Source organism: Rubidibacter lacunae KORDI 51-2, assembly GCF_000473895.1.
GTDB lineage: Bacteria > Cyanobacteriota > Cyanobacteriia > Cyanobacteriales > Rubidibacteraceae > Rubidibacter > Rubidibacter lacunae.
Map to the genome: position 1 here is coordinate 92,236 of NZ_ASSJ01000001.1, position 16,090 is coordinate 108,325.

General features: G+C 57.2%; 12 protein-coding genes. 5 read left to right on the forward strand and 7 right to left on the reverse strand.

The window, feature by feature from the left end:
* Positions 1-89: 89 nt before the first annotated feature.
* Both KR51_RS00325 and KR51_RS00330 read left to right on the forward strand, forming a co-directional pair.
* Positions 90-1,232 (forward strand): aromatic ring-hydroxylating dioxygenase subunit alpha, encoded by a 1,143-nt coding sequence (locus KR51_RS00325; RefSeq protein ID WP_022603718.1) that lies wholly within the window; start codon positions 90-92, stop codon positions 1,230-1,232.
* Between the two features lie 108 nt (positions 1,233-1,340).
* On the forward strand, positions 1,341-2,699 hold the full coding sequence (locus KR51_RS00330; RefSeq protein WP_040654547.1) for a DNA cytosine methyltransferase: 1,359 nt from the start codon (positions 1,341-1,343) through the stop codon (positions 2,697-2,699).
* 209 nt (positions 2,700-2,908) lie between these two features.
* On the opposite strand, the gene KR51_RS00335 is transcribed toward KR51_RS00330, so the two are convergent.
* Together KR51_RS00335 and KR51_RS00345 are read right to left on the reverse strand one after the other, a co-directional pair.
* Entirely contained in the window at positions 2,909-4,597 is a 1,689-nt protein-coding gene (locus KR51_RS00335) for an alpha/beta hydrolase (protein ID WP_040654549.1), read from the reverse strand.
* Positions 4,598-5,482: 885 nt separating this feature from the next.
* Positions 5,483-6,082 carry a thioredoxin family protein gene (locus KR51_RS00345; RefSeq protein ID WP_232214474.1) on the reverse strand — a complete coding sequence of 200 codons (600 nt, stop codon included), beginning with the start codon at positions 6,080-6,082 and terminating at the stop codon, positions 5,483-5,485.
* A 106-nt stretch (positions 6,083-6,188) separates the two neighbouring features.
* Here KR51_RS00345 and KR51_RS00350 point away from each other — a divergent pair, with 106 nt between their 5' ends.
* Positions 6,189-6,593 (forward strand): NIL domain-containing protein, encoded by a 405-nt coding sequence (locus KR51_RS00350; RefSeq protein ID WP_022603722.1) that lies wholly within the window; start codon positions 6,189-6,191, stop codon positions 6,591-6,593.
* Between the two features lie 224 nt (positions 6,594-6,817).
* Here the strand turns inward: KR51_RS00350 and cbiB are convergent, their stop codons facing one another.
* The 3 genes from cbiB to KR51_RS20835 all read right to left on the reverse strand — a co-directional run bounded on the left by cbiB (position 6,818) and on the right by KR51_RS20835 (position 8,822).
* A complete protein-coding gene (cbiB, locus tag KR51_RS00355) occupies positions 6,818-7,801 on the reverse strand; it encodes an adenosylcobinamide-phosphate synthase CbiB (protein ID WP_022603723.1) in 984 nt (327 codons plus the stop codon).
* A 177-nt stretch (positions 7,802-7,978) separates the two neighbouring features.
* Positions 7,979-8,422: an Rrf2 family transcriptional regulator gene (locus KR51_RS00360; protein ID WP_022603724.1), complete on the reverse strand. Its 444-nt coding sequence runs from the start codon at positions 8,420-8,422 to the stop codon at positions 7,979-7,981.
* A 268-nt stretch (positions 8,423-8,690) separates the two neighbouring features.
* Complete coding sequence (locus KR51_RS20835) at positions 8,691-8,822, reverse strand: hypothetical protein (protein ID WP_269634851.1); 132 nt, start codon at positions 8,820-8,822, stop codon at positions 8,691-8,693.
* 197 nt (positions 8,823-9,019) lie between these two features.
* Between KR51_RS20835 and KR51_RS00365 the strand changes: the two genes are divergently transcribed.
* Positions 9,020-9,412: an AbrB family transcriptional regulator gene (locus KR51_RS00365; protein ID WP_022603725.1), complete on the forward strand. Its 393-nt coding sequence runs from the start codon at positions 9,020-9,022 to the stop codon at positions 9,410-9,412.
* A gap of 178 nt (positions 9,413-9,590) precedes the next feature.
* On the opposite strand, the gene KR51_RS00370 is transcribed toward KR51_RS00365, so the two are convergent.
* Entirely contained in the window at positions 9,591-11,246 is a 1,656-nt protein-coding gene (locus KR51_RS00370) for an ArnT family glycosyltransferase (RefSeq protein ID WP_022603727.1), read from the reverse strand.
* 565 nt (positions 11,247-11,811) lie between these two features.
* On the opposite strand from KR51_RS00370, the gene KR51_RS00375 reads away from it, so the two are divergent.
* Positions 11,812-13,737, forward strand: coding sequence for a cation:proton antiporter (locus tag KR51_RS00375; RefSeq protein ID WP_022603730.1), 1,926 nt, complete (start codon positions 11,812-11,814; stop codon positions 13,735-13,737).
* A 105-nt stretch (positions 13,738-13,842) separates the two neighbouring features.
* Here KR51_RS00375 and KR51_RS00380 read toward each other — a convergent pair whose 3' ends face one another.
* Positions 13,843-15,996 carry a polyribonucleotide nucleotidyltransferase gene (locus KR51_RS00380; RefSeq protein WP_022603731.1) on the reverse strand — a complete coding sequence of 718 codons (2,154 nt, stop codon included), beginning with the start codon at positions 15,994-15,996 and terminating at the stop codon, positions 13,843-13,845.
* Positions 15,997-16,090: the final 94 nt, after the last annotated feature.

Genomic DNA, 16,090 nt, shown 5'->3' on the forward strand with positions numbered 1-16,090 from the left:
TTGCTCGCACGCGATCTCGGGACGTAAAATCGAACGAAGCTCGCCAGCGCAATGCACGAACCCCCAGGACTGGAAGCTGGAGTTACGAGATGGAATTGACAACGACCTTAGAAGGACAACGCGTCGAGAATCGCGTGCGGGCGATCGGCATCAACCCCAACCACTGGTATGCCGTTGCCCGATCCGAAGATCTCAAGCCCGGCTGCACGCTACCTGTAACCGTTTGGCAACAGGCGATTGCGCTCTTCCGCGATACAACCGGCACCGTTCGCGCGCTCGAAGATGCCTGCCCGCACAAGGGCATTGCCTTGCACAAAGGCGACGTGTGCGGAACGCGGCTGGTGTGTCCCTACCACGGCTGGGAGTTTGAGGGCGACACCGGTCGGTGCGCGCGCATTCCTTACTTACCCGCAACCCAGAAGCTGCCCCCTGCCTGCGCCCGCAGCTTTCCCGTACGGGAGCAATATGGCGCGGTCTGGTTGTTTCCTGGAGACCCGGAGCTGGCTCGCGATCGCGCGCTACCCGTCATGACCGAGTTCGGCAACGACGAGTGGCTGTGCGTGCCCTTGGCTGCAAAGTTTGCCGCCCATTTCTCGATGTGCAACGAGAACACGATGGACGTGTTCCACGGCTATTTGCATCGAGGTCTGCAAGGTTGGTTCGATCCGCGACTGAGCAGCCTGCACGCAACTGACGATACCATCCGCGCCACCTACGACGTGTCCTATCGCGGTCGGCTGGCAACGTGGTTGGGTCTGAGCGATCGCGCCGATCGGGTGACGACCCTGCCGGTGTCAATCGAGTACCGCTACCCGCACTACGAAACCCACTTGGAGGGCGTGTCTGCGTTGTATTTGTTTCGCCTGCCAGTACATCCGACCGAAAGTCATTCGTTTGCGTACTTTTTCTTCCGGGTCCCGCTACCCCGATGGTTGTTGCGCGGGCTGCGATCGCCCCTCAGGGTGCTATTGCGGCGCTTCATATTGCGGCGTTTCCTCGCCCAAGATATCGAAATGGTGGAAAACGAACAGCGTACTTACCTCACCAATCCGCAGCGGCGCTATGTGGAAATCAACCCGGCAATCATTGCGCTGCAGCGCTTGCTCGTGCGCCAGTATTGCCAATACGAGCGCGATCGGCACGAGGATCGCGGAAAAGTGGATGCGGCGGGCACATGCCAAGACGATACCAGTCTGGATAGCAGTCCGCGGAGAGATCGGTCGACGGTTTAGGCTTTCAAAGCGGAGTTTTGGGGTAGATTTGCAATGGGAACTTGCGGCATGCTTTGCAACGCCGAGCTGCAGTCCAAAGCAACACGCGATTGTGGTGGGAAGTGGGACATGAGTCGTCCGATCGGAATCGATCTGTTTGCCGGTGCGGGCGGTCTCAGCCTCGGCTTCGAACAAGCAGGATTTGATGTTGTAGCGGCGGTAGAACTCGATCCGGTGCACGCAGCAGTCCATCACTACAACTTTCCCAACTGCGCGATGCTGCCCAAATCTGCTGCCAGTCTTTCGGGTGCAGAGATTCGGGGGGCGGCAGGCATCGGGTCGCGAGCGGTCGATGTGGTGTTTGGTGGCGCGCCCTGCCAGGGGTTTTCGTTGATGGGCAGGCGCTCGCTGGATGACCCGCGCAACGCGCTGGTGAGAGAGTTCGTGCGGCTCGTGGCCGAACTTGACGCCCGTTATTTCGTCTTCGAGAACGTGAAGGGGTTAGCAACCGGACAGCAGCGGCAATTCCTCGAAGAAGTCATCGATGCTTTTACTGCCCTCGGCTATTTAATCCGATTGCCGTGGCAGATCCTGAACGCCGTCCATTTTGGGGTGCCGCAACAGCGAGAGCGTCTGATTTTGATGGGAGCGAAGCGCGACTGTCCGCTGCCGGAGTATCCAAAGGCGATCGCGCGACCGGCTGGCAAATCCCCAGCACTCGCTGCCGGCTCGCTGCCGCCGGGTCCGTCCTGCCGCGAAGCGATCGGCGATTTGCCGGATGCAGATAAATTTGCTCGGCTAGCGGCAACCGACTCGACACCAGTATCTGCCTGGGATGCCGGAGACTTGAGCGCTTACGCGCGAGAAATGCGATGCGTCGAGGCGGCAGGGTGGCACTATGGCTATCGTCGTCACTGGAATTCGATGGTGCTGACGGCAAGCGCGCGCACGACCCACACGGCAATCTCGCGCCGCCGCTTTGCTGCCGCTGACTCCGGTCGTATCGAGCCAATTTCGCGATTTTTCAAGCTCGCCCCCGATGGGGTCAGCAATACGCTGCGAGCTGGAACCGACTCGGCACGCGGGGCCTTTACCAGTCCGCGCCCGATCCACTACGCGCGTTCGCGGTGCGTAACGGTGCGGGAGATGGCGCGGTTGCATGGGTTTCCAGATTGGTTCCGTCCTCACGCAACGAAGTGGCACGGTGCGCGACAGATCGGCAACGCCGTGCCGCCGCCGCTGGCTCGTGCAATTGCTGGGGAGATCGGTCGGGCACTGGGCGCGACGCCGACACTGCCGCGACGTATTGTGGCATTAGGCGAGCCGCGCTTGGTCAACTTCGACATGTCCCAAGCCGCGCGGTTTTGGGGCGTTCCGATCGCGATCGCCAAGCGCACTAGCAAAAGCGGCGTCCGCAAACGCAAGCAATCCGATGTTGAAGCAGCGCGTCTGTTAGCCCGCGACAATCGATCTGGGATCGCCGACTAGCGTTTGCTCGAGCCCTGGGCTCTCTCAAGCGAGGTTATTTTGGGGAGGTCGATTTGGTGACGTACTCACCCTGATGACATTCACCAAGCTTACATTGAGCGGGGGCGGTAGTAATGGCGTTCGCGTCTTCAGTTGGAGCCGCGAAGTGAGCGTTCTCGATTCACTCAAGAATTGGTAGGGGTGTTGTTGAAAGCCAAGTGTAAATGTGTTCACAGCTTGCGGAACTCTTCAGCCTCAGCTGCAAACGCTGCTTGTAAAGCCGGTGCGGATGCTTGCGGAATGAGCACTGCATCGAAATCCCGATCTTGACTGAGATATGCGGCGTAAGCAGGGTTCAGGTAAGCGCGATACTCCTCGTTACCGGCCACAAACACTTGGGCAAAGGCGGCTTGAAAGGGTTCAGCATAGTAGTCGCGTAGGTCCTCGCTCGGCAGCGTCAATCCGATCACTGAAGTGACCGCGAAATAACTGCCGCCATCTAAGTCGGGTATAGGAACATGGCTGTCTCCTTCTATCAACAGTAGGAAACTTTCTGGCGCGTTTGCCAACCAGGGGAAGGAGCGCGCTTGTTCGAAGACGAATGGTGTAGACAGATCGTAGCTGCCAGCCCCCACCATTACCGGTACGGTCACGTTTGCCAGTCCGTTGGGTCCAAAGATGCTGGCATTAACTGGATTAGCAAGAAAGACTGAACCAACGCGATCGTCTTTGAGATTTGGCAACGGTTGTTCGAGTTTGAGGGCCCGACACTGTAATAACAAAGCCGTATTAAAGCGGCCGGGTCCTGTGGGGGTGCAGTCGCGCTCTAAATGTTCGAAATCGAGGGTCGCCCCGGCTGTGGCGAGAGCGGTGTAGCCGCCGAAGGAATGCCCCATGGATCCGACGTTGGTCAAGTTCAGTCGTCCGCCAAATTCGGCTTCGTTGCGCCGTTCTAGTTCGTTGAGGGTGTAGCTGATGTCTAAGGGGCGATCGATAAACTCATTGCGGTGGAAAATTTGACGGCTTGTCCCATCGATTAGGGCAGCCGCTTGGAGTTCGTCGCTGCCTGGATGTTGGGGCATAACGACTAAAAAACCCTGAGACGCCAACAACTCCCCTAGCTCGCTAAAGCTCTCGGGCTCGTCCGTCAGTCCGTGGGAAAACACGACCACGGGAATTTCGCCCGTCTCCTGGGATTGTGGACGGTAAACATCCACATAAAAGCTGCGATCGCGACTGGGATCTTCCAAATCCCAGCGATCGCGCACGACGGTGGCCGAACCGGGAGTGGCCGGGTTCGGCAGCTGCGCGAAATCTACTGCTGGATAACCTTCGGCCTCCTCCAGCCCAATAGCTTTGGTTACTGCTACCAACCGCTCGGTTGCCCCCACCAAATACTCTGCTTGTTTGGCACGCCACAAAGCCTTTTCCAGGTTGATTTGCATATTCACGGGTAGCTGCTCGAAAAAGCCCAGCACCGTGAGCCCTCCGGGCTCATTCGCTGCCTCGATCATGGCTGCTCGTAGTGCGGGCTTACCATTAATGCCACCCTGAATTTCAATGGTGTTTCCCAATACGGTCAGAAGGCGATCGCCTTCATCGGTGTTCAACAGTCGGGAGAGCAGCAGCGGATCGATCTCCACCGGCTCGACTAGCGTTCTCTGAAACTTGGCTTTCTCTTCCTCAGTTGGCTTTACGACCCGCAAGAAATCCCTAATATTTGCGTTCGTCGTCCCGTCAGCCGCAAAGGCAGCGAGCGATTCCACGCGTAAGGTCAGCGCAGCAACGCTGTAGAAGAACCTAATTTCCTCGGCAGCGATCGCGGGAGCAGGCGCGATCGCTGCAGCTAGAAAACTCCCCAATGCAAGAATGCTATGCAGCCTTTGCCCCCATCGACGCTCGGTTGTCGGCACGGTCATTCTTGGGGGATTCAAGCCAGACCTAGGGCCATGACTTGTTAGATAAGCACGGACGTATTCAAATAGAGAGTGACTCACGGGTTTGCTTACTCCTCAGCGGTTATCCCTTTGCACCTAGGTCAGTCATACTGCAGTTATAGAGACTGACGAGAACTATTTAAGCAGCGAAAAACCAACATGACTATGGTATTCGATCGCATTCGATCGGTTGCGATTTCGGCAATCTATCCGCTCGGATCGCCTCCGGAGTCCGAACGTAAAACGATGTAAAAAGGTGAATAAGTTGTACAAAGCCGATTTAGTGAAGCCCAGCCCAGGTGCTGCAATTTGTTTGGGTTCTTTGGTCTGGCAAGGGCCGATCGGATTGAGGAAAGGCAAGCAATCGTGAATATCGTGCTGTTGGGCAATCCCGGAGCCGGCAAAAATGCGCTAGTGATTCGCTCGATCGCCGACCGGCAAATCGCAGGCCGGTCGCTCGATGAAATTCTTGAGATGAAGGAACGACCTGCAAGCCACTCGCAGAGAGCATCGCTCTGCTCGAAGCCTTACTCCCCCAAAAAGCAAGCTGGATTATTGAAGTCTGCAAAAGCGATCTGGTTGCAGCCACCCTACCGCATAGCGATCGACTTTGCTTCTTAAATCTGGGTATCGAAACATGCGTTTTGCACTGCCGCCACCGCCTCTAGGAACCCGAAAAATTCAACTCTCCAGACATAAGCGATCGCCATTCAACGACCTCGCGAACAGGGTAAAAGCCGATACATCTCGCACCGACGAACTCGCTTGAAACGTGACTGGGAGTTGTTCGAGCCTTTCCTGGCAAAACGCGAGTAAGTCAGCCTCGACGACTAGGTTGGCGAGTAAGCCCAACCTCGGAATGCGCTCCTAAGACCGTACTTGAGCCCCATGGCTGCGCGGGTCGGCATTACCTGCAGGCGGCGCTTCGAATCCCGGCGTGTCTAACTCGCTCGTCCGGCCGCGGCGAACACTCGGCAGTGCTTCCCCCACCACCAGCGCTTGCAAATTCTCTTCCAGCAGCGATCGCGGTTGCTCCCCGATTGCCATCCCGACCGGTTCTCCCGACCGGTCCAAATACACGAAATGCGGGATGCCGTCCACTCGGTAGCGCAGTAACTCCGGCAGCCACTTGGTGTTATCGACGTTCAACATCGCAAAGTTCAGATCGCCCGCAAACTCCGCCTTTACATCCGCCAGTTCCGGTGCCATTGCCCGGCAGGTCGTGCACCAATCCGCATAGAACTCCAGCAACGTCGGCTTCCCGTTCGCCGTCGCGATTTCAAGCGGCGTTGCAGCCCGCGCTTGTTTCTCGAGCGACCCAGCGGCCGAACCAGACTGCATACTGAAGAAAAAGACTGCTCCGATCGCGATCGCGCCCAAGGCTACTAGCACATTCCGCAACCGTCGGCTCAGTGCCGAACCTTCATCCAACGCGCTCGTCCCCGAACGATTGACGGGAGTCTCCACGTTTTTTCCAGACTTTTCCGACATCATCTTACGCTCCGCGATCGCATCGAATTGCTATCGACACTCTAGCAAGCTATCCCTCGCTCCCACCCCACGTGCAAACCCCATGAAAAAGCGCGTCACCCTGACATTCCCGCGCGATCGCGTTCCAGTTCCCATTACCTACCGTTTGGCGAAAGACTTCAACGTTGCTGCCAACATCATTCGCGCCCACATCGCGCCCAACCAAGTCGGCAAACTCGTCATCGAACTCCTCGGTGACATCGACGCTATCGAAGCTGCAATTGACTGGATGGGCTCCCAAGGCGTCAGCGTTTCCTTTGCCAGCCGCGAAATTCTTATTGATGAGGATTCCTGCGTCGATTGCGGACTGTGTACTGGCGTTTGTCCCTCCACGGCCCTTACCCTCGAACCGAACAGCTTCAAACTGCTCTTCACGCGATCGCGCTGCATCGTCTGCGAGCAGTGCATTCCCACTTGCCCCGTCCAAGCCATCACCACCAACTTATGAGGTGGGCTCGGGCTCTGCATGTCCCCGATCGTCTCTGATAAAGCAAGGACGTCACCCCTTACTGAGGTCGTTGGGGACGCTCGACCGCATCTGAAGTAGCGATTGCTGCCGAAATTTATGTCGTTTGCCGGCGGATGAACAAGACAATTAAGACGGTCTACAGAATTGATTCCCTTGGAACTTGCCGGCGGCAATACAGAGCCGACTGAGTTGCTCGGGCGCGCCTACTGGATGGATGCCGCCACCCCCGCACCTGCTACTGCCAGCCCCAGCCACAGTAAAAAGCAATTGCGTGCCAGATCCAGGGCCCGCTCAATTGTTTCCGGCGCGATCGCGCGCTCCGGCTCGCCCAACCGGGGTTTGAACGTCGCCGCACCTTGGTAATAGTTCGTCCCGCCGAGCTGCACTCCCAAGCTAGCCGCAAATGCACACTCGCTCCAGCCGGCATTGGGACTGGGATCCAAAGCGGCGTCGCGACGGCACAATTGCCAAACTGCCCGCGGTCGCCCGCCAAGCATAGCGATCGTCAGGACCGTCAGCCGGCACGGCAGCCACGTCAGCACATCCTCAAATCGCGCGCTGAACCACCCCAGATCTCGATATGGTTCGTACCGGTAACCCACCATCGAGTCGAGGGTGCTCGCTCCCTTGTAAGCCAGCGCCAGCGCCGGGCCAGTCACGCCTGGCAGTGCCATCCCCACAATCCCGTAGAACAGGGGAGCCGTCACCCCATCCGTCGTATTCTCCGCCACGGTCTCCAGCACCGCTCTAAGTATTTCCGGTTCGTCCAGATCCGCCGTATCCCTTCCGACATATCGACTCAGCTGCGACCTCGCTGCCGGTAAATCACCTGCTGCCAGGGGCTCCAGCACTTCGCCAGCTGCCCGCCGCAAAGTCCGCAGTGCAAAACAGCTCGCGAGCAGCACGATCTCCACAGCAATTGCCAGGCTAGGATGCAAGACTCCCGCCAACCGCACGGCACCCCATCCCACGAGTCCGCTGCCAATGATGGTGCATACGCCCATTAAGACACCTGCCAGTCGCTGCAATGACCCCCCCGGACACGTTGCGAGAATCGCGCGCGTCCCGCCGGCAATTGTTACTCCCATCACCTGGACGGGATGCAGCCATTGTTGTGGATCGCCGAGACAGAAGTCCAATCCTGCTGCCCCAACTAATATCACTGCTGCCGCGATCGCATCGTGCAACTGCTGACCTCCTGACAGGTTCTCCTTCGCCGCCAAGTATCCGATGTGGACGTGAAAACGAGAGCGATTTCAACTCACAATTGAACTGCGTAAGCGTATAACCGATCGGACGATTCGAAACAGGAGAGAAGACCCGTACAGTCGCTCAACTCGCTGCCGTTCCAACATCCGACATTTCTAGATCACAAAATTCGTTTCTTCACCCTGTGCAGCTTGCCAGCTCCGAGCATCGTAATACAGATCTGCCAAACTCACGCCATGCAAAGCTTCGTGCAGCTTGCGATGTAATTGTCGCCACAAACTTAATGTCACCCAGTCTTCTGCATGCGAGGATGCTGGCTCGTGTCGTGGCAACGGCTCGACCGTCTCGCCAACGGCTTCGAAAATTTCACCCACAGAAATCTCGGCAGGCGATCGCGCCAGTTGATAGCCGCCGCGGGCGCCACGGATCGAGCGGACTATCCCTGCTTGACGCAACTCGATTAGCAGCTTTTCCAGATACGGAGCGGGCAAATCCTGCCGGCTGGCGATCGCCTTCACCGAAACTGGAGTGCCATCAACTTGCAAGCTTAGATCGAGCAGCGCCTTGACGCTGTAATGTCCGCGCGTAGTCAGTTTCATGTACCAAAGCGGTATCGGAATCGATGCCGAGCCAATCGGGGCTTCTCTCAAACTTCTTTACTGTAAAACCCCCTAACCTAAAATGGTCGGTGCCCGGTCTGATATCGCCGTACAAGCATTTATAATGACGCGTTGGGCTGCTTCTCTTGCGCGTCAAAACCCTTGCCAAGAGGGCGATTCCAATCATTGGGTATTCTCGAGGTCAGTTCATTAAACTTTCAGAGCACTATTGCCTAAATAATTGGGAACGCGCGCATCCATCGTCCGTCTAGCAAGGCATCTCCGGGCATTCGGGCGGTAGAATCGTTTGACAATAGGCGTATCGATTGAGCGGTTGCCCGGCGATCGCCGCACCGTCGGGGAAATAGTAGTTGCACGCGATCGTGTGACAGCTTCTCAATTACGCAAACGGTGGGAATGTCGCGATTTTCTCGGACAGCTAGTAGTTAATTCGGTTGCATGTTGCGATCGCTTTTCGCCGTTGAATGTACTATAGTTTTAAGAAGTCAACCAACAGGTGAATTGCGGGCGACCGCATACCCGGAGTCGAGCGATTCTCTCTGTCACCCTCGTTCGTTACTTAGCGAGTTTCAATTGATGGCTACCAAAAAGAAAAAAATCGAGCTGCTGACCGGCGAAGAGTTACTCAAGAAAGTCGACGAGCTCGGCGACCTCAGTAAAGTGGAGAAGGCTCGAGAGTGCGGTTACTACACCGTCACAAAGAATAACGTCGAGCGCGTGAACATGATGAAGTTCTACAACGCGCTGATTGAAGCCAAGGGAGTCGAACTCGACAGTAGTGGCAACGGACACGGACGTGGAGGTCGTTCGGCCAGCTATCGCATCAGCGTGCAGTCGAATGGCAATTTGCTTATCGGCTCGGCGTATACGAAAAAGATGAGTCTTAACCCAGGCGACGAGTTCGAGATTACACTTGGTCGCAAGCACATCCACCTCAAACAAGTTGGGGCGGGTGACGACGAGGAATAAATTTTCGACTACCCCAAGGGGTCTACCCTGCCGATTTGATTTAAAGGTTTGAAGGATATTGGCAGGCAAACGATAGTGAGATCGTGTGCCGGCTTGAGATGGCTGCTTCGCGGCACTCCAGTCCTAGGAGTGCCGCGTTTGGTGCGTGTGGGTTCGAGGTGCGGATATTCTGTTGACCCTAGCCCGGCTGACATTGAGCTACGGGAATTGATGCGTCTTCTACCGCGGACAGTTTTCTCACCATGACTAGCTTGGGTCCAATCTCCCGACCGGGCAGGGACTCGAACTGCAAGGCAGCCAAGGTTTCCGGATCGAGTAGGAAATGCGAGCCGGCCTCGGCTGCATGCCAGCGTTCGCAAGCGTTATCCGCCGATACTGGCATCACTCGACGGCCGCTGTAGAAACTGAGCGACGGTCGTTCCTTCGGCGCAATGTACACGGGCTCCGATACAGGTAGATTGTGGATCTCTGCGGCAACGGGAAGCACCGGGAACGCTTCCTCTAACTCCCACAACCAAGCTGGGGTAGAAAAAAAGACGAATAACGACACGTAAGTACCCCAAAAGAGTATGGCAATAAATTGCGGATCGCGACGCCAGAGCAATAATGCCGACATCCCTTGTGTCAGTGCCAGACACGCCACGGCGATAACAACCCCGGTAATGCCATTGTTGTTGGTTTGCACTAGGTGTAGACCGTAAACTGCGGCCGTTAAACTCAATCCTGCTGCCCCTAGCGCCCAGAACTTGGGATAAGGTTGGGCTGCCGGGCGGCACTCGAGGTCCGCGAGTGCCGCTCCAGCTGCTAAAGCTAGCCCAGGATAGATCGGCAGCACGTACCAGTACAATTTTGTGGACATCAATGTAACTGCTGTGAAGTAGAGCCCGCACCACACCATGACTAGCCGCGCCCAACTCCACGGGTGCTCCCGCCCCGCCAGATTCAGTCCCCATGCTGCCACTACCAACCACGGCAACGAACGCAGCATCTGCAGCAGATAAAACCAAGGTGGTTCGGCATGTTCGTCCACTGTTGACCAGATGCGTTCGGCTGACTGCGCCCAGAGTGCGGTTTCTGCAAACGTCTCGGCGTAGCGCGACCACTGAGCTGCGTACCATGCGATCGCAGGTGCGCTACCAAGCGTAAGCCCGCACCAGAACGACAAACTGAGGAATAATCGAGGCGTATCCCACAGCACGAACGCCCCCAGGATCGCGCCGACGAGCAAGCCAGCGATGCCCTTTGTCAGCACCATCAAACTCAGCCCCAGTCCGATACCCAAACTCCAGCGTGCGTCCCGTCGCGATCGCAATACGCACCACAGGGTCAGGATGGCAAAGCAGGTCAGCGCTCCATCCAGCATTGCCAAACGACCGTGCCGTATCACGGGCAGCGTCGTCAGATAGACTAGTGCCGCGAGCAATGCCGGGCGTCTTGTGGGAAATAGCTCGCACCCGACTCCATACAGCAACGGCACTGACAGAGCTGTCAGCAATGCTCCCGGAAAACGTGCCGTCCAGGCTGTTGCAGACCCGCCAAATCTGTAAGCAAGCGCGACGAGATTGTGGACGAGCGGGGGTTTGTTGAGATAAGGCTTGCCCCAAAGCGTCGGGAACAACCAGTGCTGCGATCCGGAGGGTGCGATCCAGATTTCACGCGCCACCTGCGCCACGATCCCTTCATCCCAGTCACGCAGCGGTACGCCACCTAAATTAACTGTGGCTAACGCGATCGCGGCAATGAACAATCCAACAATCCACGCACCCTCACTCCAGTCCAGTCGCTGGCGCACCCGTTGCCGCGCGCGGTCCCAGGCAAATGCTTGACGACTCATGATTCCTGTTTAGCGACCCATTAGACCGCAAACGTCTCGCGCGTTGCGCCATATGGTCTGCCCTGGCAAGAGCTTCCCATCACTCTTTTAACGCCTTCCCGATTGAGGGGGCAGCACCATCAGTGGAGACGGGCTACTACAAAGCCTTCTCATTCTATCGGGCACTGCGCCGCCCCCATGCAGTTGGGTTTAAAACTGCCTTACTCGCAATCGGTTGAGCTGATTTGCAGGGAATTCAAGGAGTCCAATAAGCAGAAATACTAGTGCTAATATAGGGTGAACTAATACAGGCGTCTGAAAAGCTCTGGCATAGCGTTCCTTTTGTGCTGCACGAACGGCGGCAGTATAAGGACGGGAAAGTTGGAGCGACTTATTCGCCAACCCTGCAGAGCAGCTGCAACGTTAGGAGTTTGCTCCGCATCTTTAGTTTCGCAGAGCATTTGCGCACTCCCGAATGGTTGCATGGCTATTGTCAGTTTGCAAAGGCTGTAGGATGAGCTCTCTGTTTGTTGCTTTCACAGAAGTTGCCACCTTCCCGACAGGTAGGACTTAACATACTCGGTACATGGAAGGATTCTCGCTGACCCTGCAGATTGTCATTGCTGTCTTCGCCGGGATCGGCGCGCAGGTGCTGGGCGAAACCTTAAAGGTACCGAGCATTGTTTTTCTGCTGCTATCCGGACTCTTGCTTGGATCGGAGGGACTCGGACTGCTTCGACCGTCTGAGCTGGGTGTAGGGCTCGAGTCCCTCGTGGCGCTGTCGGTCGCAATCATTTTGTTCGAAGGGGGGCTCAACCTGTCCCTCCGCGACCTCGGCCGCGTGTCGAGCAGCCTGCGCAATTTGGTGACGCTTGGGACCGGATTAACGCTGGCTGGAGGCGGCATGGCAGCGCACTGGTTGGGCGAGTTCCCTTGGCAGCTTGCCTTCCTCTATGCGTCGTTAGTGGTGGTTACCGGGCCGACGGTGATCGGGCCGCTGCTCAAGCAAGTTGCAGTCGACAAACAGGTAGCAACGCTGCTCGAAGGGGAAGGGGTATTGATCGATCCGGTTGGTGCCATTTTGGCGGTGGTCGTGCTGGATACGATCCTCAACAGCAACGCCGATGCAGTCGTCGACGTTCTAGTCGGGCTGGCACTGCGCTCGGCAATCGGGATTGGTTTGGGCATCGCAGGTGGCAGTCTGCTGGGGTTAGCGCTACGGCGGCTCAATTTTTTATCTGAGGACCTTAAGAACCTCGTTGTCCTGGCAGGTGTCTGGGGGTTGTTCGGACTCTCACAGATGCTACAAAGCGAGTCGGGTTTGATGACAACAGTCGTTGCGGGCATCGTTCTGCGCGACTTCTCAGTGCCCGAAGAGCGCATGCTGCGACGCTTTAAGGGTCAATTGACGTTGCTGTGCGTTTCGGTATTGTTCGTGCTGCTATCAGCAGATCTTTCGGTTGCCAGTATCGTTGCCCTGGGCTGGGGAAGCGTGCTGACGGTGCTCGTGCTCATGCTGCTCGTTCGGCCGCTGAGCGTGTGGTTGTGTACGTTTAATAGCAATCTTCACTGGCGGCAAAAGCTTTTCGTTGCATGGGTGGCTCCAAAGGGCATCGTATCGGCATCGGTGGCATCGCTGTTCGCAATATTGTTGACTCAACGCGGCTACAACGGCGGCGACTCGCTGAAAGCCATTGTTTTCTTGACCATTATGATGACCGTGTTCGCCCAGGGATTAACGGCGCGTTGGGTAGCAAATTGGTTGCAGATTACATCCGAGGAAGCTACTGGAGCCGTCATCGTCGGCTGTAATCCCCTGGGACGGTTAGTCGGACGTCTGTTTCAGGAACAGGGGGAATCGGTTGTGATGATCGACACCGACCCAGATGCTTGTGCCTTGGCTGAAGCCGATAACCTGCCGGTGTTTCAAAGCAGCGCGCTCAATGCTGACGTGTTGCATGAGGCAGGAATTGGCTCAGTCGGCACATTCCTGGCCATGACCAGCAATGGTGAGGTGAACTCGGTGCTAGCACAGCGAGCAGTGGAAGAATTCCAACCACCACGCGTATTTGCGGTTTTGCCCCAAAGTATGCCGACAGCAGCAAACGGCGTCAAGACCAAAGTCAATTCGGCGTTTGTCGCGCGACTGCCGATTAAAACTTGGAATCAATATCTCACCGAAGGGCAGATGAAGCTCGGTCGCACGGTGTTAGGGGGCGAAGGATTGTCGTTTCAGCAAGCTCACCTGCAGGCCCTGATTCGGGCTGGCGAGTTGCTGCCACTGCTGCTGCGGCGAAGCGGTCGCTTACAAATCGCAAGAGCGACAGAAGCGTGGCAGCAAGACGACGAACTTGTTTATATACTGCACGATCCGCGACCAAAACTACTCAAGCGGTTGTCGGGGAGTAGTTCGACCTCCCGGCTGGCGTTAGAGAAGCTACCTGAGGTCGAGGAAGTGCCCCTGGCTGCTCCTACGGACAAATATCCGCCAGTTGCCGACCCCCAGCTTTAGCAATAGCAAAATGCTCGAACGCTCTAGCGAGAGCGGGGTAAGTGACCCGCTCTTCTAAGCTCAGATATGCCTTGCCCGACCGAACCGGTCGGGCAAAAGACAAGCCTAAGCGGTTGCGGCCGCCTCGCGTGCAGCAGCGGCTTCATCTGGGTGGATATTGAGACGCGTAAGGTTAATGCGGCCCTTGCTGTCGAGTTCGCGGACCTTCACGACCACCTCATCGCCGATCGCAACTTCATCTTCGACCTTACCAACGCGATAGTCGGCGAGTTGCGAAATGTGGATCATGCCCTCTTTGCCCGGGGCAATTTCCACAAACGCTCCAATCGGGATGATGCGCGTGACGCGTCCTACACAAACATCGCCTTCGGTCACTTTGCGCGTCATGCCCTTAACGATACTCAGAGCGCGCTTGGCACCCTCCGAATCTGAAGACGACACGGTAACCGTTCCGTCATCTTCAATGTCGATCTTGGCTCCCGTTTGCTCGGTGATGCCCTTGATCGTGCGCCCGCCGGGCCCGATGACCAGACCGATCAGGTCGGGGTCGATTTTGTGCGACAGAAGGCGCGGTGCGAACTCCGACATCTCAGGGCGCGGTGTCGCCAATACGGCCGTCATCTTTTCCAGAATGTGCAGGCGACCGGGCAATGCCTGGCGGATCGCGTCGGCGACGACATTGAGCGGCAGACCGGTAATCTTCATATCCATCTGCAACGCTGTAATGCCCGCATCGGTCCCCGCCACCTTAAAGTCCATGTCACCGAGGAAATCCTCAATGCCTTGGATATCGGTGAGGATCCGCACTTCCTCACTTTCTTTAATCAACCCCATCGCCACACCGCCAACTGGCTTGACGATGGGGACGCCCGCATCCATTAATGCCAGGGTCGAACCGCAGACCGAGCCCATTGAGGTCGAGCCGTTCGAAGATAGCACCTCAGAAACGACCCGCAGCACGTAGGGGAAGTCTTCCTTGGGGGGCAACACCGGCACGATCGCGCGTTCGGCGAGGGCACCGTGTCCGATTTCGCGGCGGCCGGGCGAGCGCATGGGCTTGGTTTCGCCCACCGAGTAGGGTGGGAAGTTGTAGTGGTGCAGGTAGCGCTTCTCGTCGTTGGGATGCAGCTCGTCGGCCAGATCCTGGGCGTCGCTGGGGGTGCCGAGGGTGGCAACCGATAGCACCTGGGTCAGACCGCGCCGGAACATACCGCTACCGTGAACGCGCTTGGGCAACAGACCAACCCGGCAGTTAATCGGACGGACTTGGTCGAGGCTGCGGCCGTCCACTCGGACCTTGTCGCGGACGATCTGTTGGCGCATCAGCGAACGGGTCACGCCCTTGAACACTTTTGAGATTGCCTTGGCATCAGCAGCAACTCCTCGGGCAGCTGGCGCATCCTCGGGCAGCTCCGCGATCGCGCCAACGACAGTTGCCTTGACGGCGTCAAGGGCTGCATCGCGCTCGGGCTTGCTCAGCTCGAACTGCTTGAGGACCTGCTCGATATCGTCCGTGGCGCGATCGCGGATGAATGTCTCCAGCTCGGGCGCGACGGCCGGTGGCGTCTCAATGGGGATTTCGAGATCTAACTCAGCCATGAGTTCTCGCTGGGCTTGAATCAGATCGCTCGCCGCTTCGTAACCAAACTCAATCGCTTCGATCACGTCTTGCTCGGGCAACTGATTGGCACCGGCTTCGACCATTACCACGCCGTCTGGCGACCCAGCGACCACTAAGTCGAGGTCGCCCCGCGCGATCTCGTCAAAGCTGGGGTTGATAATGAAGTCGTCACCGACCAGCCCGACCCGTACGGACGCCATCGGCCCTTGAAACGGAATTCCAGCCAGGATAGTTGCGAGTGATGCTCCCGTTACCGCCAACACGTCCGGCGGCACTTGCTCGTCCATGGATAAAGTAGTTGCTACGATCTGAATATCGTCGCGAATCCACTGGGCAATTAGCGGGCGGAGCGGACGGTCGATCAGGCGGCTCGTCAGCGTTACCTTCTCGGGCGGGCGCCCCTCGCGCCGCAAAAAACCGCCGGGAATGCGACCGGCGGCGTAGAGTCTTTCTTCGTAATCAACGAGTAGCGGCAAAAAGTCGATCCCTTCGCGGGCGCTGCTGCGAGTTGCCGTTACTAGCACGGTCGTATCGCCCGACTCGATGATGGCCGATCCGCCTGCCTGCGGCGCTAGCAAGCCGATCTTGACCTTGATGTCCCGACCGCTGAAGGGGATCGAGCGCTCTAACTCTTGCATGGGTGTCGAGGTCCCTAGTCTTTATCACGTTTCTTTTGCTGTGGCAATCCTAGCACTTGCGTATTGGAGCTGCGCCGCGGGAACTGCCAGTTTG